The sequence below is a fragment of the Bradyrhizobium barranii subsp. barranii genome, from assembly GCF_017565645.3.
GTDB classification, from domain to species: domain Bacteria; phylum Pseudomonadota; class Alphaproteobacteria; order Rhizobiales; family Xanthobacteraceae; genus Bradyrhizobium; species Bradyrhizobium barranii.
Window position 1 is genome coordinate 7,695,713 of sequence record NZ_CP086136.1, and the last position, 17,862, is coordinate 7,713,574.

A 17,862-nucleotide genomic window follows, 5' to 3' on the forward strand; every position below is an offset into this window, starting at 1 on the left:
TCTTCCCGAGGATGGCGCTCTGCTATTTCGCCAAGCGGAACTTCCCACCCTCGACCTTGATCAAAAAGGCCGAGCGTTCATCATAGCCGTTGTGGTCGGTCTTGCTCATGTTCGACAGCCCGTTGTTGAGATAGACGTTCTCCCCGCGCTCGAGTTCGTCCCGCAGAGCTGCACGAAACTCGGGCGTGCCCGGCTTCGTCGTCTTCAGCGCGTTCGGAGCAGCCTTCCCGATCAGTGCGACGACATCCCAGAGGTGAGCCGCGAACATATTGGGTTTCTGACCGTTCACCGCCTCATAGGCGGTCACGAACTGCTCCGTCGCGTGACGGAACGGATCTCCCGCCGGAAGATCGGCCGCAACGGTAAAGGCCTCGCCGGCGAAAATAGCGCCTTCGACGGCCGCGCCTCCGAGCTTGATGAACTCCTCGCTGGCTACGCCATGCGTCTGAAAGATCTTTCCGGTGTATCCGCGCTCACGGAGCGCCTGTTGCGGCAGGACCGCCGGGGTACCTGCAGAAGCAATGAAGACGGCGTCGGGATTCGTCGACATCACCTTCAACGCCTGGCCGGTGACGCTGGTGTCCGCACGCGCGTAGACTTCATGCGTCGTCACCGTCAGACCCAAGGTCGGCGCAAGGCGGCTCACCTCCTTATAGTAACCTTCGCCATACCCATCCGAAACACCGACAAAGCCAAGCGTCTTCGCGCCTGATTTCGCGATGTATTTGAGAATGGCGCTCGCCATCAGGTCATCGTTGGGGACGACCTTGAAGGCCCAGGCGCGTTTGTCGTCCAGCGGCTGAACGATGGCGGTGGCGGCCGCCAGCGATAGCAGCGGCGTCTTCGACTCCAGCGCGACGTCGAGCATCGGCATGGTCACCGGCGTCAGAGAAGACCCGACCAGCACGTCGACCTTGTCCTGGATCACGAGCCGGCGCGCGTTCTGGATCCCTTTGGTGGAATCAGACTCGTCGTCCAAGATGACGTAGGTCACCTTCTCTCCGCCGATCTCTTTTGGCAGAGCTGCGACAGTCTTGAGCTGGGGTTGCCCCAAGGCAGATCCCGGGCCAGTGGCCGAAATCACAATTCCGACTTTGATTTCCGCGTGCGCCGCGCATCCATAAAGTACGCAGGCCACAACAAGACAAACGCGCGTGAAACCGATCGTCATACAGCTCCTCCCTGTCCGCCCCAGTGCTTCGGCTGGTTGCATCGGACCCCGCGGGGCAGCATCAAGGACCCGGAGGAGATCGTCCGATGTTCAAGCCCTGTCCCGGGGTTACGAGCAACCAGGCGAGCGACCCTAAGCGGATCGCAGGGCCGTGTCTGTCCCTATGCCTAGGGACAAGGACCAGCGTCTCAAGCCAGGCGCCGGCCCAAGCCGCAGGAGTACGGTTCGTTGCGTATGTTTTGCTTCGGACTATTGGCCTAACAGCTTCCTGATACCTGTCAAACCGGCACGCAGGAACGGATCTGAGTGGATGTAGAAATATCTGACGCCGCGCTCAAGCCGCTCGGCGCGATACGAGCGCGGCGTGCCTCGATCAGGCAGAATGGGTACGCAACCTTACCAATGGTCCATGCCTGCGGCCGCCGGATGCGGTCAAGCTATCGGCCCGACGTGCGATCGGGCTACTCAGCCGAGGCGATCATCGATGAAGCGCCTGAGCGCGGACGCGGCATTCAGCATGTGCGCACGCATTCGGCGCGCGGCGGTCTCTCCGTCACCTTCCGCGATCGCCTGCATGATGGCGTCATGCTCGTCGCGGGACTTGCGAATGCGATCGCCCTGCCGCAATTGGGTGCGGCGGAAGGCGCTGAGCCGCGAACGCACGTCCTGCGCCTGCTCGGCGAGAAACGAGTTGTGCGTTGCGCGGTAGATGCATTCGTGGAATTCCCGGTTGAACGCGTCATAGGCGTCGACATCGTTCGCCTCGACCATCTTCAGCGAAGCGTCATGGAGCTCGATCAGATGGCTGCGCTCGAGCGGCGTCATGCGGTAGGTCGCGAGCCTGACGCACATGGCTTCCACCTCGGCGCTGGTCTCGAACATGTCCATGATGCGCTCCGGCGTCATCCGCGCAACGACGAGGCCGCGGCGGCCGCGCACCTCGACGAGGCCGCTGACCACGAGCTGGCGAAGCGCCTCCCGCACCGGCGTGCGGGAAGCTCCAAAACGATCGGCAAGCTGCTGCTCTTCCAAGGCCGAACCGGCGACGAGCGCACCTGAGGCAATCTCGTCCGTAAGCGCATTCCGGATGCGATCGGAGAGCAGCCCGCCATCGTCCTCCGCGTCGACTGCGACCTTCAATACTTCTGCCATTCAGCCTCCCGTGATCGCGCGCACCGCGAAGTAAAGGATCGAGGGCGCGACCAGGCATCCGAGCCCGGTGTGGAATGTCGCCGTCAGCGCACCGTAGGGCACCAGACGTCGGTCCGTCGCCGCCAACCCTCCAGACACGCCGCTGACCGTTCCCATCAAGCCGCCAAACACCATCGCGCTACGCGGATTGTTCAGGCCGATCATCTTCGCCACAAAGGGCGTGCCGATCATGACGATCACCGCCTTGAATACACCGGTCGCGATCGAGAGCGCAATAACCGGTGAGGATGCGCCGATCGCCGCACCCGTGACCGGGCCCACGATGTAGGTGACCGCACCGGCGCCGATCGTCGTCAGCGATTCTGCGTCAGTGTAGCCAAACGCCGCGGCGATGAACACGCCGAGAATGAACGGCACCACCGTTCCCAGTCCGAGTGCGACCGCACCGATCGCCCCGGCCTTGCGCGCATGGACGACATCGACCTCAAAGGCGGTGGCGACGATGGCGAAATCGCGCAGCATCGCTCCGCCCATCAGGCCGATCCCGGCCAGGGCCGGCAGGTCGGCCACGCCCTTCTCGCCGCCGGTGGAGATGCCTCCCCAAAAGGCCAGCGCAAGGCCCAGCATGATCGCAATCGCCGAGGCGTGAATGCGCCCGAAGGTGAGATATTTCGAGATCGCCCCCGAGATCCACATCAGGATTCCGACGACCGCGAACGCAGTGATCAGCGCATTGGCGGCGAGAATGTGAGACATCATGATCATCCGATCCTCCCGGACTTGAAGTGGGGCACAGGTGCAGCGAGCGCCTCGACCTCTCGCGCCTCGATCTCGTCCATGGTCTCGACACGACCGCTGAACCGGCCGATCAGGGCCACCATCGCGAAACACACCGCGACCGCGCCGATCCCCGCAATGACGACGATCGGACCGCCTTTTGCCGCGGCGACCACATTCTGCTGCGCGGCCATGGCGACCACGATCGGAATGTAGAAGCTGCCCCAGAACTCGACGCCGGTCTTGAGCCCGTGGCTGAGTATGCCGTGCCGCACCAGCCAGAGCCGGGCCGCGATCAAGAACATCATGGCGATGCCCACGCCGCCGACATTGGCCTTCACACCGAGGGCGACGCCGAGCAGGTCCCCGTGCAGATCGCGAGCAGCGCTACGCCGGAAATGGTCACGGGCGCCTCCCCTCGGCGAGCAAGGCACGATCCCCAGGACTTGGACTATCTGCATGCATTCGCATCGTAAACTCCCTCCTGTGTATGCGAATATCCATCGCTTATGGTTTATGTATACACTAATTGACATTTGAAGGCAATACGCATACATTACGGCAATCGAAAGCCAACCCCGCATGCCAAGGAGCCGAAATGAGCGATTGGGGTATGCAAAAGGCCGCCCTGGCGGAGCGCCTGACGGCCGGCGGCCAGCACGCCGAGGGCAAGATGGTGCCCATCGCGAACCTGCCTGCATTCCTGAGGGCCGTGATCCGGTCAGGGGACCGGGTGTGCCTGGAGGGCGATAATCAGAAGCAGGCCGACATCCTCGCCTCGGCGCTCGCGAACCTCGACCCCCAGGATGTCCATGACCTGCACATGGTGCAGTCGGGGGTGGTCCTGCCCTCCCACCTCGACCTCTTCGACAAGGGAATCGCGCGGCGCCTCGACTTCTCCTATTCGGGCCCGCAATCGGCCCGCATCGCGCGCATGCTGTTCGGCCGCAAGATCGAGCTCGGGGCCGTGCACACATACCTCGAGCTGTTCGCCCGGTATTTCATCGATCTCACGCCGAACGTCGCACTCATCGCGGCGGTGAGCGCCGACAAGGACGGCAATCTCTATACGGGGCCCAACACCGAAGACACGCCGACGGTGGTCGAGGCGACGAGCTACAAGAACGGCCTCGTCGTGGCGCAGGTGACCGAAATCGTCGACAAGGTGCCGCGCGTCGATATTCCCGGCGACCTCGTGCATTTCGTGGTCGAGGCCGGGCGCCCCTTCTATGTCGAGCCGCTCTTCACCCGCGACCCGGCCGCGATCACCGAGACCCAGATCCTGACGGCAATGCTCGCGATCAAGGGCATCTACGCGCCCTACGGCGTGCGCCGGCTCAACCATGGCATCGGCTTCAACACCGCCGCGATCGAGCTGCTGCTGCCGACTTATGGCGAGAGGCTCGGGCTCAAGGGCAAGATCTGCACCCATTTCGCGCTCAACCCACATCCCACGATCATTCCGGCGATCGAATCCGGCTGGGTCGACCAGATCCACTGCTTCGGCTCGGAAGTCGGCATGGAGGATTACGTCGCGGCGCGTTCCGATGTCTTCTTCACGGGTCCCGACGGCTCGCTGCGATCGAACCGCGCCTTCTGCCAGACAGCGGGCCTCTATGCCTGCGACATGTTCATCGGATCGACGCTTCAGATCGACCTCGAAGGCCACAGTTCGACGGTGACGACCAGCCGCATCGCCGGCTTCGGCGGTGCGCCTAACATGGGCTCCGACCCGCGCGGCCGGCGCCACCCGAGCGAACCCTGGCTCAAGGCCGGCGCCGAAGCCGATCCCGACTCCAACGCGGCGCTGCGCCGCGGCCGCAAGCTGGTGGTGCAGATCGGCGAGACCTTCGGTGAGCGCAATGCGCCGCTGTTCGTCGAGCGGCTCGATGCGCTCGACCTGGCACGCGAGCTCAAGCTCGATCTCGCGCCGGTCATGGTCTACTCGGACGACGTCACCCACATCGTCACCGAGGAAGGCATCGCCAACCTCTTGATGTGCCGTAGCAAGGACGAGCGCGAGCAGGCGATCCGCGGCGTTGCCGGCTACACCGACATCGGACGCGCGCGTGATGCGAAGCTGGTTGAACAGCTCAGGCAGCGCGGCGTGATCCAGCGCCCCGAGGATCTCGGCATCGATCCGCTCGACGCCGACCGGCGCCTGCTGGCGGCCCGCTCGATCAAGGACCTCATGCTGGCCTCCGGCGGTCTCTACCGCCCGCCCAGCCGCTTCCGCAATTGGTGAGGAGTTTTGCATGGAAAAGCTCAGCTTCAGACTGACTGCCCCGAGATGCGCCGGCGGCACCCGCACCCAGGCGATCGTCGGCGTCGTCGCCTCCGGCAATCTCGAGGTCCTGCTGGAACGCGTCTCGCCGGAAGATGTCTGCACCATCGACATCGCAACGGCCGCTCATGGCTTCGGCATGGTCTGGGACGCCGTGGTCCGCGACTTCGTCGCCCGCCGCTCTGCCGGGGGCTTACGCATTTCCATTAATGACGGCGGCGCCAGGCCCGACACAGTGGCGCTGCGCCTTGCGCAAGGCGTCCGCAAGATCGAGGAGCCGGAACGATGACATCGGCCACAGCCGACAATACCGCGCTGAGCTGGTACGAGGCCAGCGCCCGCCAGCGCATCGACGCGCTCGTCGACGCCAGCAGCTTTGCCGAACTCATTGGCCCCGAGCTGCGCGAGATGAGCCCGCATCTGGCGATCTTCGACCTGCCGGAGCAGTTCGACGACGGCATCGTCGTCGGCCGCGGCCGGCTGGACGGCGCACCGGTGCTCGTCGCGGCGCAGGAGGGACGCTTCATGGGCGGTGCCTTCGGCGAGGTCCATGGCGCCAAGCTCACGGGCCTCTTGCGCGCCGCGCGTGCGCTTCATCAAGACGTACTGATCCTGTTCGACACCGGCGGCGTGCGGCTTCAGGAAGCCAATGCGGGCGAGCTCGCCATCGCCGAGATCATGCGCGCGATCATCGAGGCACGGCGCGCCGGCATCCACATCGTCGGCCTGATCGGCGGCCGTGCCGGCTGTTATGGCGGCGGCAGCCTGATCGCCGGCACCTGCTCGCGTTTGATCGTATCCGAACAAGGCCGGCTCAGTGTCAGCGGCCCCGAGGTCATCGAAACCAACAAGGGCATCGAGGAATTCGACTCGCGCGATCGCGCGCTGGTGTGGCGCACCATGGGCGGCAAGCACCGCTACCTGATCGGCGGCGCTGATGCGTTCGTCGACGACGAGGCGCAGGCGTTTCGTCAGGCGGCGGTCGACGCGCTCAAAGCCAACAGACGATGCGACGTGGCGGTGCTCGAAGCCGAGCAGACGCGCCTCGAGCGGCGATTGCAGCGTTTCGGCGAGGCCGAGGACGCCATCGAGATCTGGCAGACGCTTAGCATCGACCAGCCGACCCAGATCCCCGCACTTCCGACCGGCGCATTTCTTCGCGCGGCAAGCAACAGGGAGAACGCCGATGACGCTCGATGAAATCCTGGTCAGTCTCTTTCCGAACGGCAGCAAGATCGCAACCACCGGCGCGATGATCGCGGGACAGGCGATGCTCCCCAATGGCGGTCCAATCCACGTGCTCGGCATCACGCAGGGTCAACCGCTCGGCATCGACGAGGCGATCGTGCTCGCAGGGCGCGTGATCGAGATCGTCAAATCCGGCGATCGCGCGCCGATCCTGGTCCTGGTGGATTCCGCCAGCCAGCGCATGAGCAAGCGCGACGAGTTGCTCGGCCTCAGCGAGTATCTGTCGCATCTCGCCAAGACCCTGCTGCTGGCGGAAGCCGAGGGACACCGCACCGTCGGCCTGCTCTATGGCGGCAGCGCGGCCGGTGCGTTCATCGCCACCGCGCTCGCCACCGGCACGCTGGTGGCGCTGCCCGGTGCGCATCCCGCGGTCATGGATCTGCCGTCGATGGCGCGGGTCACCAAGCTGCCGATCGATGTGCTGAAGGCCAAGGCGGAAGCGACGCCGGTGTTCGCGCCCGGCCTCGACAACATGGTGCAGACCGGCGGCATTCACGCCGTCTGGGATGAAAATACGCCTTTGGCGCCGCAGCTTGCCGCCGTGCTGCAACGACCGCAGGGACAGGACGATCGCGCGCGACTCGGCGCCGAGCGTGGCGGCCGGCGGAAGGCGGCCGAGATCGCCGATCGGGTTGTCACGCTCGCGGCAGCCGCGCATCAGGGGGCGCAACATGGCTGAAGCCCTCCAGCGCCATACGATGGTGACGGCCTCGGCCACCGGGTGGGCCGCCGCGATGAGCCGAAATCCCGCGCTCGCCGGCGAGCCGATTATCGAGGGCTGGGCGCGCACCGGCCGCCCGCTCGTGGTTCGTAGGCCGGCCTGCAACGACCCCGCAGGCATGATTCCGCTCGGCCTGCCGCTGCCGCCGAGCCACGGCAAGCGGCGTATCGCGGTCGCGCTCGCCCCCGGCGAACTCATCGCGCATGCTCCGCCGCCATTGCTGGCGGATACGGCAGCAGCCGCGCCGGCGTCGTGGCGCCAGACCATCGACCTGCTCGTCCGCCTTCTGCCGGAGACGCGCACATTCGGCAGTCTGGCCTGGCAGCATCTCACCGGCCTGCCCTATCTGTCCGATGGATCGGACCTCGACCTGCTCTGGCCGCTGTCGTCGGCGAGGCACGCGAACACCCTGCCGTCCGACATCGCGCGGATCGCAGAGACGGCACCGATGCGGCTCGACGGCGAGATCGTCTATCACGCCGGCGGTGTGCAATGGCGCGAGCAGACCGGCGCTGACGAGGACGAAGTCCTCGTCAAGGGCGCGGCCGGCGTTCATGTCACCATGCGTGCGGCGTTTCTTGCGGGTGGCGCGTCATGAATGTCGCGCTGAGATGGCAAGCGCCGCCGCAACGCGTGCTCCGCGCGGAGCAGCTCGGTCATCTCGCATCGCTGTGCCTGAAGCTCGAAGTCGATACCTATCCGAAGCCGGGGCTCGTCAGCCACGTCGACAACGGCGCGCATCGCGATATGGACGCCGGGCTCCTGTGCCGAAGTGCCGACACGCTGGCTCCGTTCTTCCACGACCTCGCAGCCGCGGGCGCCGAGGGCGCCGGCATGGACCGGTTGCGCGCGATCGGGGTTGCGGCGGAGCGCGCGATGTTGGCGGCGACCTCAGGTGTGAACACGCATCGCGGCGCGATCTTCGGACTGGGTCTGCTCTGCGCCGCGGCCGGGTATCGCGGCGCTCTCGGCATTCGCAAGCCGCTCGGCGAATTGGTGTCGCAACGTTGGGGCGACGCCATCTACGCAGGCCCGATATCCATGCGTAGCCACGGCGCCGTGGCGTCACGTCGCTACGGCGCCGGCGGCGCCAGGGCGGAAGCGGCTTGTGGCTTCCCCTCCGTCTATGACATCGCCCTTCCCGCGCTGCATGCGGCGCGGACGCTCGCGCCTCGGGATGAGGAGGCGGTCCGGGTTCAGACCTGCATGGCGCTGATCGCAGATGTTGCCGACACCAATCTGTTGCACAGGGGCGGAGTTGACGGATTGCGCTTCGCGCAGGCTAGCGCATCCGCATTCCTTGCCGCAGGCGGAATCGGTTGCCCAGGCTGGCGCAAGCACGCCGACGGCATTCACCAGGCGTTCGTCGCGCGCAATCTCAGTCCGGGCGGATCGGCAGATCTGCTCGCCATGGCTCTGTTTGTGGACGCTCTCTTCGTCGATCGGCTGGCCCCCTGATGCTTGCACTGCTCTGCGGCGGACAAGGCACCCTGTCGGACAATATCTTCGATCTCGTCGCCGATCGGCCTGCTGCGGAATCGGTCTTCGCCGCTGCGACCGCTTGTCTCGGCGAAGATCCGCGGAAGTTCATAAGGACGCGCCGCGCGGACGAGCTGTCCGCCAACCATGCCAGCCAGATCCTGACCGTCACATCGGCGCTCGCGATCCACGCCTGTATCGCGGACTTGCTGACTGAGGGAACCGCTGTCACGGGCTACAGCGTCGGCGAGATGGCGGCCTGGAGCGTTGCGGGAATATGGACCGCCGCCGAAGCGTTGCGACTGACCGATATCCGCGCCCGATTGATGGACGGCGTGGCGGGGCCGGACGGGCGGCTCGGCTATGTCCGCGGGCTCGAACGAGCCACGCTCGAACACCTGCTCGAGACGCACCGCTGCGAGATCGCAATCAGGAATCCCGGCCTTCTTGTCGTGGTTGGAGGCGCGGAGTGCGATGTCATCGCCCTCTGTCAGGAGGCGACGACACAGGGCGCCGCCCGCGCCGGTCTTCTCGCCGTCAAAATCGCCTCGCATACGACGCGTCTCGAACCGGCCTGCACGCCCTTGCAGCAAGCGCTTGCGACCAGCAGACGCGCTCCTGTCGCAGACCAACGAACCCTCCTCGCAGGGGATGGCGGCGAGCGCATCTTCTCCGTGACCGATGCGACAGCAAAGCTCGCATGCCAGATCGCGCGCCCGATCGACTGGGCGGCGACGCTGGAGGCTCTCGTAGAGCTCGGGGTCGATCAAGTCCTGGACCTCGGTCCAGGACACGCGCTTGCCGAGATGACGCAAGGCTTCCATCCATCGATCCGCTGCTACGCCGCCGACGGATTTCGCACGATCGATGGTCTGCGAAACTGGGTTGTTTCCGAATAGGCAGCGCGCCCGGCGGCTCGCGATTGAGCGAACGCATGAAATTTCTCGAGCGAACTCGCCCTCGACAAGAGAAGCCTCCAGATACTCACCGCGATCGGTGCTGAAAGCTGTGGTGTTGAGCGACGCCAGGCATTGCCCCATAAGCCCTGTTGGACCCAAACCAGGGAGCCGCGCCGCCAGGGAGCTCGAGGCCCATTCTGCCTGCTGGCGTCAACTCGCCGCTGGCAAGCGAATAATAGCTGGGGCAGCAGCGCGGCCCACCGAATGGTTAGACTCGCGCTTAAGACGGAGACAAGCCCCAAAGCCATCAGCAGCATGCCAAGCCAGGTCCAAACCCGTCCGTCATCGCCCGCCTCTGCGGCGGAAAAGGCGAGCGGTGCCGCCGAGGCGGCAACCACGTCACTGGCGGCTGGTGCCGCCGCAAGGAGTGCCTCCACGTCGACCTGGCGCGGCGTGATCTCGTCGGCCGTGAGCCGGTCGCGTTTGGAAAAGGGGGCCGGCGACGCGCGGGTTGCGATCCCGGTGGCGAGGACGGGACTGGCATCAACCACGGACGGGCTCGGCCGGGACGTATCCGCAGGTGCGGAGCGCGGCAGCTCCGCGCGCGCATCCACCACCGTCTTCCGCTTGCGCGCCGCGGTCTGGTTCTCTTCGGCCGCGGCGACACGATGTTTGGTGGCGCGTTGCTGAACCAGCTTCTTCGCCCTCTCAGTTCCTTCGGCGATCTGGAACCAGCATCTGCGCTGGCCTTCCACCCGATAGACCCAGTGCTGGCCATCGGCGGTCGACTTGCCGGGCCGCGTCAAGCACTCTGCTTCCGCGGAAGCGGGCGCAGGGGCTGTGGCGGGACCGGCATTGAAGAGTTCGGAAAGAGGCGTCGAAAACGCGGATGATGTCGAGAGACCTGCAATAAGCGTAAAAGCGGCGCAATAAACTCGCAAATGACCGGACATGGAAAACCCCGGTGTTGCGCCCCTGCCCGGACGGGAGCGTTGGCCGTGACCTAGGTCGCAATGCGACTTAAATCCGGCAACGCCGTGGATTCATTTTGGCCGCAGGCGATCTGGCCGTCAGCTCGATTGTCCATTTTCGCCATCCCCTCAAGGTCGCACTTTCAAGCATCGGCCCACGCAAAGTTGCAAAGGCTGTTTACCCGAACGGATGTAGCCGATGTTACGGGTGCCAGACGAAGCGCTATATCCGAACTGACGACTGGGCATGCGACCTTCCCGGGATGACAGTCTGTCCGGAGTGCAGAACCCGTCCGATCGCGCGGAGCGATTGCGATGAGGGAGGCTACGATGGATTTTTCGCGGATGTCGGATGGAATCCGGCTGCATCACGCCTCCCATCGCCACGATGGGTACGATGGTGACGACGAAGCGGGTCCGGCACCGAGCGCACCGTTCCTGACTGACGCGGTTGGCGGTGGCGCCCTGGTCCATGGTCCCCGCCCGTTTGCAGGTCAATTTGCAGATTCTGGAGCGCACCCCGCGAGCGCGAACACCCAGCACAATGACTCCGACCCGATTCAATCCAAACATCCCACGTCGGTGGGCGACACGGGCGGCCACGTCGGCAACCATGCTGCGGCGGGTCTGGATGCTTCGTCCACCACGCCCGCTTCCAGCGCATCACATCCCGGGATGGGCATTGCTGCGGTCGAGAGCGGAGCCAACACGGCCGGAAACGGCGGAGATGGCTACTTCTACGGAAGCATCATTCACGCGTCCCTGTTGATCTATCAACCGATCAACATCTCGGTGAGCTTGGGATACGGCTCGGTCGCCCTGGCCAACCAGTCCAACAATTTGAATGTCGATCAGTCCGCTTTTCAGATGGCCGGCGTCGGCGGCCATGGCGGCAATGACAACATTGCATCAGGCGGCAGCGTCAGTACGTCCTTAGGCGCCGGCGTGATCGCGAGCGGCGACAACAGCGCCGGAAACGGCGGCAGCGGCTATTTCTCGGGTGCGATCGTGGACGCTCCCGTGGTGATCTATCATCCGATCAATATTGCGGTGGCGGCCTCGGGCGGCACTGCGCATGCAAATCAATCGAACACGGTGGATATCGATCAATCGGCCACTCAGATCGCGGGCGTCGGCGGAAGTGGCGGACATGGCAACGTAGCCGTCGGCGGCAGCGTCATGACGCTCGACCCCGGCTGGGGATCAAGCAACGGAGGCGGCGTCTCGGACGTTCAAACGGGCGGAAGCCAGGCCGGCAATGGCGGCGACGGCGTGTTCTACGGTGAACTCGTCCATACCTCGTTTGTAGTGTACAACCCGATCAACATCGCAATCGCGGGCTATGGCTCCAGCACTTACGCGGTCCAGATAAATGATGTCTCCGTGGATCAATCCGCGGTTCAGATCGCTGGCATTGGCGGGCACGGCGGCAACGACAACGCCGCAGCGGGCGGCCATGCAAGCCTTCTCTCCCATAATCTGTGGGGCGGCTCCGATACGATCGCGACCGGTTCGAACAGCGCAGGCAATGGCGGCAACGGCTATTTTTCCGGCAGTCTGATCGACGTCAGCGTCGCGATCTATGCACCCATCAACATCGCAATCGCAGGTCCCCATTCGACGGCCGTAGCCGATCAGGTCAACAACGTGCACATCGACCAGAGTGCGGTCCAGATCGCCGGCGTTGGCGGGGACGGCGGCCACGGCAATCTCGCACTGGGTGGCGATGCCGCGCATCTCTTGTCGGATCTTCACCTGGTGGCATAGCGAAACGTCGCATCGCTCGCATAGCCGATCGCATCGCGGCACGCGCCGTCGCCACTCTTCGCATGCAAAGCCCGCGCAGAGGCGCCTCTCCTGACGAAATGTCGTACTTTCGTACGTAGGCCCACCAAACCGGATGGTGTCCGATTTGACATCTATCGCCATCGCGCGTGGGCGGACCAGACTTGCCGCGCGCGTCCGCCTGATCGGGATGGATGTTGCACGACAGCCAACAAACCGACGGAGGCCTCAAATGATGCCAAAGGCAATCAACATCTCGGATACGATCAAAGTCAAATCGATCGACACCGGTGGTCAAAGTGCCGGAAATGGCGGCGACGGTACTTTCAAGGGAGCCATCATCAGCAAGCCGACTGTCAACTACGATCCGACCAACAAGGCGGAAGGTGCCGACGTGCACGTGAACACCGGCGATCACGTCAAACAGACGGCGGATTGGGATGCCGGCGGCGCAAACGCCAAGGCCTCGTATTTTTCGAAGGCCCATGGCGGAGACGCCGAGTCGAACGGAAGCCAAAAATCCTACAGCGGCTACGATACCTCCAAGGTCTACGCCAATACGGATGCCACCCAGATCAACAAGGTCATGGTGGACCAGCACCAGGAAGTTGTGGCCGGCATCGGCGGCGATGGCGGAGACGGCAACTTCGCATGGGGTGGCGGAGTGACCTTCCATCTCGATACGCTCTAACCAGCCGCTCGTCCGACTGGCGGGACCGGCGGCCGCGGCCGCCGGTCCTGGATTTCACGCCAATGATCTACCGATGCCGTTGCCGGATTGCGTTGGCCATCGGTCAAGTGCGCCGGACCTCGATTTCAGGCGGTGACGATCATGCTGATGCCGCCCATTCGGTTGCCTATCCTGCCGCAGATCAGGACGCCACTGCACGCGGCCCTCCGGTCCTGCGCGGGACCGCTCGGTCTCGTATTCGCGTATAGCTGCAGCTACAACCTGCTCCTGTTTGCGCCCTCGATCTATCTTCTTCAGATCTACGACCGGGTGTTGTCGAGCCGGAGTGGCGACACCTTGCTCCTGCTCACGCTCATTGTCGCGATCACGGTGGTCGTCGGCGGCGTGTTCGATGCATTGCGGCGCGCCGTCCTGGGACGCCTTGGCGCCTGGCTCGACGATCGCCTTCGTCCTTGCGTACTTTCGGCCGGCCTCGAATCAGCGCTTCGCAGCGATTGGACGCAAGCGTCGGGCGCGTATCGGGATCTCACGGTGCTGCGCCAGTTCGTCGAGTCCGGCGCATGTCCGATGCTGTTCGACGCGCTCTGGGCGCCCCTGTTCCTCCTTGTCCTCTTTCTGATCCATCCCCTGCTCGGCGTGGTGGGCGCCTGTTGCGTCGCCTTCCTGTTCGCGCTCACGGTTGCCGGAGAGCTGGTCACCGAAGACGTTCTGCTCAGATCCGGCGCCGCGCTGTCCAGAAGCTGCGGCCGCCTCCAGACTGCAGCGAGCAACATCCACATGATCCGCGCCATGGGAATGTTCGATAGCGCTGCGCGCATGATCCACCGTGACGCGCAGCACGCCCGCAGAGAGCACGATGTGGCACTCCGGCGAGGCGAGATCGTCTCGCTGGCCACCAAGCCGGTTCGCGCGCTGTCGCAGGTCTTGATCATGGGGGCTGCCGCATGGCTTGTCCTCGATCACGGGAAGAGTCCGGCCATCATCTTTGCTGCCACGCTGATGTTCAGCCGGGCGCTCGCGCCGGTCGAAAGTGCGGTCGCAGGCTGGAAATCACTCGTGACGGCCGTGAGCGCCTGTCAGCGGCTCGGCGCACTTCTCGCCGCATTCCCCGCCGCCCGGCAGCAGAGCGCGGAGGTTTTTCCGCTGCAGGCGCCAAGCGGCCTCGTCGTCGACAATGTCGGCGTGAGGCTGGCGGGGACCAACCATCTTCTCCTGAACGGCGTCTCGTTCACCCTCATGCCCGGAGAATGCCTTGGCATTATCGGTCCGTCCGGGTCAGGCAAGTCCTTGCTCGGCCAGGTGATCGCCGGGCTGTCGATGCCAACGCATGGCCGTATCCTCCTCGACAATACCGACGTCTCGCTGCTTCGCGAGGGCCGAAGCGGCGACCGCCTCGGATATCTCCCCCAGGACATCAACCTGCTCGGCGACACGATCAACGACATCATCGCACGCCTTGAAGATGCCGACCGGCGGAAAGTCATCGAAGCGGCCAAGCTCGTCGGTATCCATGGGGCGATCATGGGCCTGCCGCTGGGGTACGACACGGTGGTTCAGAGCGAAGCAACCTTCTCGCGCGGGTATCGGCAGCGCCTCGGTCTTGCCCGCGCCTTTTTCGGCAGTCCACGCCTCGTCGTTCTCGACGAACCCAACGCCAGCCTCGACTACGGGGGCGAGCGAATGCTCCTGGATGCCATCGAGCGCATGAAGCTCGCAGGCGTCATCCTTGTCGTCGTCACCCACAGGATGGGTCTCCTCGCCGCCACGGACAAGATTGCCATCATGGAGGGCGGTGCGGTCGCCGCGTTCGGCGACAGCGAGGACATCTTTGAACGGCACCTGAGCCGACCCCAGGTTACTTCGCAGATTGCGCCATGATCTGGAACTCTCTCACCATCTGGAAGCTTCCCGCCGTCTCGAGACTTCCCATGGTCTGGGACCAGCTCATGCGAGCGCCGGCGAGCCCCCTGCCCGCCCGGCGATCTGGCGTCGTCGTGACCGCAATCGACGATTTCGAGCCTCTGGAATTTCCATGGTGTTCGACGCCCACGCCGACCTCTCCGCGCGGAAGGCTTCGCGGTATCACCGTCGCGGGCAATCTGCTGGTGCTCTGCTTCATGCTGGGGCTTGGGACATGGGCGAGCCTCGCGCCTCTCGAGAGCGCCGCGATCGCGTCCGGCGTCGTGGAATCGGAATCGAGCCGCAAGACGATCCAGCATCTGGAAGGCGGTATCATCAGGAAGATCCTGGTTTCGGATGGCGATATCGTGCGCAGCGGCCAAACGCTGATCGAGCTGGACGACACCCGGGCCGGCTCGGAGATGCAAAGCCTCCAAGGCCAATTCTGGGATGCCGCTGCTCGTGCCGCACGGCTTCAAGCCGAGCAGCAGAGATTCGAGAAGATCGCAATCCCGGACGCGCTGGAACAGGACAGCAGGCAGAGCGAGGTGGCGGCCGCCGCGGTGTCGGCGCAGCAATTCATTTTTCAGGCACGCCTCCAGGTTCACGAGTCGCAGCTTGCGGTCATTCGCGAACGAAGGCGTCAAGTCGAGAAGGAGATCGAAGGTCTCAAGGCTCAGGAAACCGCCACCGGGCAGCGGGTCGACATCGTTCGGGAGGAACTGGATATGGTCGCGACCCTCGTCAACAAGGGACTCGAACGGCGGCCGCGGCTTCTGAACCTGCAGCGGGAGCTGGCCGACGTTGAGGGCCGCCGCGGCGAGATCGCCGCGCAGATTGCCCGCGCCGGGCAGGTCATCAGCGAACAGCAGGCCACCTTGTTCAAGCTCGAGAGCGAGAGGCAGAACGAGATCGCACAGTCGCTTCGTGAAGCACAGAACCAGATATTCCAGCTCCGCGAGCGGTTGCTTGCGGCCAGGGATCAGCTATCGCGAACGGAGATCAAGGCGCCCGAGGACGGCGTGATAACCGATCTGCGGGTTCATACGGCCGGCGGCGTCATCGGAGCGGGCGCTCCGCTCATGGACCTGGTGCCCCGGCAAGACCGTCTCATCGTGACCGCGCGCCTGAGGCCCGAGGACATCGATGTGGTTCATTCCGGCCTCAATGCCGAGGTTCAACTCGTACCGTACAATCAGCGTCGCGTGCCTCGCCTGAAGGGAACCGTCGTGCACGTATCCGCAGACCGGCTGCTCGACAAGCGTACCGACCAGCCATACTACGCGACCAGGATCCGGATCGACGACGGACAGATCGTCGCGAACGACATCCAGATCGTCCCCGGCATGCCGGTTCAGGTGTTCATCACGACGGGGCGCGGCACCGTGGCTCTCTACGCGCTCAGGCCCCTGCTCGACAGCTTCCGTGGTGCATTCAGAGAGGACTGAAGCGCGATGAGATTGGGGTGAATCGTCATCGCGCCTTCCGGGTCCGGATCATGCATTAGGTCTCCGGCATGAGAGCCACGCCGGGGACGTGATCGCGACTCGGCGCGGGCAACCGGCCGCGCCAGCGGAGCACGGCCTCCGTGCGATTGTGCGCGGCACATTTCCTCATGATATGCTGAATGTGCATTTTGACCGTGCTTTCCGACAGGCCCAATTTGGCGGCGATCAGCTTGTTGGGGAGGCCGAGCTCCAGTTCCGCCAGAACCTGTTGCTCACGAGGCGTGAGATCGGTCACGCTCCTGTCGATAGCCACTCTGGCTCCCTCGTTCATCAGATATGCGGGCGTGAGTCCGCGCGCATCCGGCGGCTCGAAATCCGGCATCCTGTTCATCCCGGCCACGGGCAACGGCCTGTAGGCGCCGCCGACAAGAACTAGGCGCAGGCCGGCTATGGCGATCTCGATCGGTAGCGAGGAGGAAAGAAAGCCGCGCACGCCCCGCTGCATCGCGGCCTGCACGGTCGGCTCGTCCTCGTGGTTTGACAGGACCACGGTGGCGGCGTTGGGACAACACTCCGCAACGAAGGCGAGATCGTCCTCAACCGAGGGATCGCCGATGGGCTTGTCCGCGATACTCAGCATCACCAGACGAACATCGCGGGCTGACGTGCAGTCCAGGCCTTGGACCGATGCCATGTCGAGGATCTCAAGTTCGTCCAACTCCCGCCTGAGGACGTGCAGAATGCATGTACGAGGCAACAGGAGCGGCTCGATGATCACCAGAACCGGCAAGTGAAGCGATTCATTGAGCCGTTTTGAAGCGTTGGTTATGTCGTGCATGATGTCCTCGAGATGAAAAGAACTTCCGCGATATTCCCATTCCGTATTGCGTCTCCCCTGCTGCTGCATTCATCCTGAATGCATCATCACGAGAGCGGCGCAGTGCCGCGTTAGTGCCGTATCCACTGCGGGATCACTCGACACCTGGGGGGAAATTCTTTCCGCTCAAATCATCTGGGCGTGTACCGCGCGGTGGCGCAGTCGACGCATCCCTAATTGCAGATATTTCGATACGCCGTTGACGCCGCCGACCCTGACTTGCCGTCGACGACATATGCTTCATCCTCCTTCACGAGATACAGAAACGGCCTCTCGCCAGTCTCGCCGCCTGACGCGCTTCTTCCTTTCACGCGGCCGCAAATCGTATCCACGGGGCGTCCAAACATGTTCTTTCGCATTGCGCGCTTCACGTCGCTGAGTTCGACCGTTTCCGGCCCCCTCATCTGCGTCGCGATCGCAACCTTCGCCTTGTCCAGAGCAGGGTCCGGCATTTCCGCGG

General features: G+C 64.3%; 17 protein-coding genes and 1 pseudogene. 11 read left to right on the forward strand and 7 right to left on the reverse strand.

Going from position 1 to position 17,862, the window contains the following annotated elements:
- Window positions 1–22 precede the first annotated feature (22 nt).
- The 4 genes and pseudogenes from J4G43_RS37525 to madL all read right to left on the reverse strand — a co-directional run bounded on the left by J4G43_RS37525 (window position 23) and on the right by madL (window position 3,506).
- A complete protein-coding gene (locus tag J4G43_RS37525) occupies window positions 23–1,171 on the reverse strand; it encodes an ABC transporter substrate-binding protein (protein ID WP_208087997.1) in 1,149 nt (382 codons plus the stop codon).
- Window positions 1,172–1,636: 465 nt separating this feature from the next.
- Window positions 1,637–2,323 (reverse strand): GntR family transcriptional regulator, encoded by a 687-nt coding sequence (locus J4G43_RS37530; protein WP_208087998.1) that lies wholly within the window; start codon window positions 2,321–2,323, stop codon window positions 1,637–1,639.
- Window positions 2,324–3,088, reverse strand: coding sequence for a malonate transporter subunit MadM (madM, locus tag J4G43_RS37535; protein ID WP_166343381.1), 765 nt, complete (start codon window positions 3,086–3,088; stop codon window positions 2,324–2,326).
- Window positions 3,085–3,506 (reverse strand): annotated as a pseudogene (madL, locus tag J4G43_RS37540) (malonate transporter subunit MadL). Before madL ends, madM begins: the two are co-directional and overlap by 4 nt.
- Window positions 3,507–3,698: 192 nt before the next feature.
- Between madL and mdcA the strand changes: the two are divergent.
- Genes mdcA through J4G43_RS37575 form a run of 7 tightly spaced genes read left to right on the forward strand, consistent with a single transcriptional unit; the run spans window position 3,699 to window position 9,731 of the window.
- A complete protein-coding gene (gene mdcA / locus J4G43_RS37545; protein WP_085402437.1) occupies window positions 3,699–5,345 on the forward strand; it encodes a malonate decarboxylase subunit alpha in 1,647 nt (548 codons plus the stop codon).
- Window positions 5,346–5,355: 10 nt separating this feature from the next.
- A complete protein-coding gene (mdcC, locus tag J4G43_RS37550) occupies window positions 5,356–5,673 on the forward strand; it encodes a malonate decarboxylase acyl carrier protein (protein ID WP_208087999.1) in 318 nt (105 codons plus the stop codon).
- Entirely contained in the window at window positions 5,670–6,584 is a 915-nt protein-coding gene (locus tag J4G43_RS37555) for a biotin-independent malonate decarboxylase subunit beta (RefSeq protein ID WP_208088000.1), read from the forward strand. Before mdcC ends, J4G43_RS37555 begins: the two co-directional genes overlap by 4 nt.
- Window positions 6,571–7,311 (forward strand): biotin-independent malonate decarboxylase subunit gamma, encoded by a 741-nt coding sequence (mdcE, locus tag J4G43_RS37560; protein WP_208088001.1) that lies wholly within the window; start codon window positions 6,571–6,573, stop codon window positions 7,309–7,311. Before J4G43_RS37555 ends, mdcE begins: the two co-directional genes overlap by 14 nt.
- Window positions 7,304–7,951, forward strand: coding sequence for a malonate decarboxylase holo-[acyl-carrier-protein] synthase (gene mdcG, locus J4G43_RS37565; RefSeq protein ID WP_208088002.1), 648 nt, complete (start codon window positions 7,304–7,306; stop codon window positions 7,949–7,951). Before mdcE ends, mdcG begins: the two co-directional genes overlap by 8 nt.
- Window positions 7,948–8,811: a triphosphoribosyl-dephospho-CoA synthase MdcB gene (gene mdcB / locus J4G43_RS37570; RefSeq protein ID WP_208088003.1), complete on the forward strand. Its 864-nt coding sequence runs from the start codon at window positions 7,948–7,950 to the stop codon at window positions 8,809–8,811. The genes mdcG and mdcB overlap by 4 nt, the downstream gene beginning before the upstream one ends.
- The gene (locus tag J4G43_RS37575) at window positions 8,811–9,731 is read left to right on the forward strand and encodes an acyltransferase domain-containing protein (RefSeq protein WP_084795019.1); all 921 of its coding nucleotides are present in this window, start codon (window positions 8,811–8,813) and stop codon (window positions 9,729–9,731) included. Before mdcB ends, J4G43_RS37575 begins: the two co-directional genes overlap by 1 nt.
- On the opposite strand, the gene J4G43_RS37580 is transcribed toward J4G43_RS37575, so the two are convergent.
- Window positions 9,671–10,537, reverse strand: a complete 867-nt coding sequence (locus J4G43_RS37580; RefSeq protein WP_208088004.1) for a hypothetical protein — start codon at window positions 10,535–10,537, stop codon at window positions 9,671–9,673. The two genes, J4G43_RS37575 and J4G43_RS37580, sit on opposite strands and share 61 nt — an antisense overlap.
- A 495-nt stretch (window positions 10,538–11,032) precedes the next feature.
- Between J4G43_RS37580 and J4G43_RS37585 the strand changes: the two genes are divergently transcribed.
- The 3 genes from J4G43_RS37585 to J4G43_RS37595 all read left to right on the forward strand — a co-directional run bounded on the left by J4G43_RS37585 (window position 11,033) and on the right by J4G43_RS37595 (window position 15,056).
- Window positions 11,033–12,469 (forward strand): hypothetical protein, encoded by a 1,437-nt coding sequence (locus tag J4G43_RS37585; RefSeq protein ID WP_225005328.1) that lies wholly within the window; start codon window positions 11,033–11,035, stop codon window positions 12,467–12,469.
- A 250-nt stretch (window positions 12,470–12,719) separates the two neighbouring features.
- Complete coding sequence (locus tag J4G43_RS37590; protein ID WP_028150787.1) at window positions 12,720–13,178, forward strand: hypothetical protein; 459 nt, start codon at window positions 12,720–12,722, stop codon at window positions 13,176–13,178.
- A 141-nt stretch (window positions 13,179–13,319) separates the two neighbouring features.
- On the forward strand, window positions 13,320–15,056 hold the full coding sequence (locus tag J4G43_RS37595) for a type I secretion system permease/ATPase (RefSeq protein ID WP_208088006.1): 1,737 nt from the start codon (window positions 13,320–13,322) through the stop codon (window positions 15,054–15,056).
- Here J4G43_RS37595 and J4G43_RS56120 read toward each other — a convergent pair.
- Window positions 15,034–15,414 carry a hypothetical protein gene (locus J4G43_RS56120; protein ID WP_408581456.1) on the reverse strand — a complete coding sequence of 127 codons (381 nt, stop codon included), beginning with the start codon at window positions 15,412–15,414 and terminating at the stop codon, window positions 15,034–15,036. The genes J4G43_RS37595 and J4G43_RS56120 overlap by 23 nt on opposite strands.
- Here J4G43_RS56120 and J4G43_RS37600 point away from each other — a divergent pair.
- Window positions 15,296–16,525 carry an HlyD family type I secretion periplasmic adaptor subunit gene (locus J4G43_RS37600; protein ID WP_408581448.1) on the forward strand — a complete coding sequence of 410 codons (1,230 nt, stop codon included), beginning with the start codon at window positions 15,296–15,298 and terminating at the stop codon, window positions 16,523–16,525. The two genes, J4G43_RS56120 and J4G43_RS37600, sit on opposite strands and share 119 nt — an antisense overlap.
- Window positions 16,526–16,580: 55 nt before the next feature.
- On the opposite strand, the gene J4G43_RS37605 is transcribed toward J4G43_RS37600, so the two are convergent.
- Window positions 16,581–17,363 (reverse strand): response regulator transcription factor, encoded by a 783-nt coding sequence (locus J4G43_RS37605; RefSeq protein ID WP_208088008.1) that lies wholly within the window; start codon window positions 17,361–17,363, stop codon window positions 16,581–16,583.
- Between the last annotated feature and the right edge of the window lie 499 nt (window positions 17,364–17,862).

What these genes read in the sequence shown, in the direction of transcription:
- J4G43_RS37525 (WP_208087997.1), bottom strand. Translation starts at nt 1,171, where the DNA reads ATGACGATCGGTTTCACGCGCGTTTGTCTTGTTGTGGCCTGCGTACTT.
- J4G43_RS37530 (WP_208087998.1), bottom strand. Translation starts at nt 2,323, where the DNA reads ATGGCAGAAGTATTGAAGGTCGCAGTCGACGCGGAGGACGATGGCGGG.
- madM (WP_166343381.1), bottom strand. Translation starts at nt 3,088, where the DNA reads ATGATCATGATGTCTCACATTCTCGCCGCCAATGCGCTGATCACTGCG.
- mdcA (WP_085402437.1), top strand. Translation starts at nt 3,699, where the DNA reads ATGAGCGATTGGGGTATGCAAAAGGCCGCCCTGGCGGAGCGCCTGACG.
- mdcC (WP_208087999.1), top strand. Translation starts at nt 5,356, where the DNA reads ATGGAAAAGCTCAGCTTCAGACTGACTGCCCCGAGATGCGCCGGCGGC.
- J4G43_RS37555 (WP_208088000.1), top strand. Translation starts at nt 5,670, where the DNA reads ATGACATCGGCCACAGCCGACAATACCGCGCTGAGCTGGTACGAGGCC.
- mdcE (WP_208088001.1), top strand. Translation starts at nt 6,571, where the DNA reads ATGACGCTCGATGAAATCCTGGTCAGTCTCTTTCCGAACGGCAGCAAG.
- mdcG (WP_208088002.1), top strand. Translation starts at nt 7,304, where the DNA reads ATGGCTGAAGCCCTCCAGCGCCATACGATGGTGACGGCCTCGGCCACC.
- mdcB (WP_208088003.1), top strand. Translation starts at nt 7,948, where the DNA reads ATGAATGTCGCGCTGAGATGGCAAGCGCCGCCGCAACGCGTGCTCCGC.
- J4G43_RS37575 (WP_084795019.1), top strand. Translation starts at nt 8,811, where the DNA reads ATGCTTGCACTGCTCTGCGGCGGACAAGGCACCCTGTCGGACAATATC.
- J4G43_RS37585 (WP_225005328.1), top strand. Translation starts at nt 11,033, where the DNA reads ATGGATTTTTCGCGGATGTCGGATGGAATCCGGCTGCATCACGCCTCC.
- J4G43_RS37590 (WP_028150787.1), top strand. Translation starts at nt 12,720, where the DNA reads ATGATGCCAAAGGCAATCAACATCTCGGATACGATCAAAGTCAAATCG.
- J4G43_RS37595 (WP_208088006.1), top strand. Translation starts at nt 13,320, where the DNA reads ATGCTGATGCCGCCCATTCGGTTGCCTATCCTGCCGCAGATCAGGACG.
- J4G43_RS37600 (WP_408581448.1), top strand. Translation starts at nt 15,296, where the DNA reads ATGCTGGGGCTTGGGACATGGGCGAGCCTCGCGCCTCTCGAGAGCGCC.
- J4G43_RS56120 (WP_408581456.1), bottom strand. Translation starts at nt 15,414, where the DNA reads ATGATACCGCCTTCCAGATGCTGGATCGTCTTGCGGCTCGATTCCGAT.
- J4G43_RS37605 (WP_208088008.1), bottom strand. Translation starts at nt 17,363, where the DNA reads ATGCACGACATAACCAACGCTTCAAAACGGCTCAATGAATCGCTTCAC.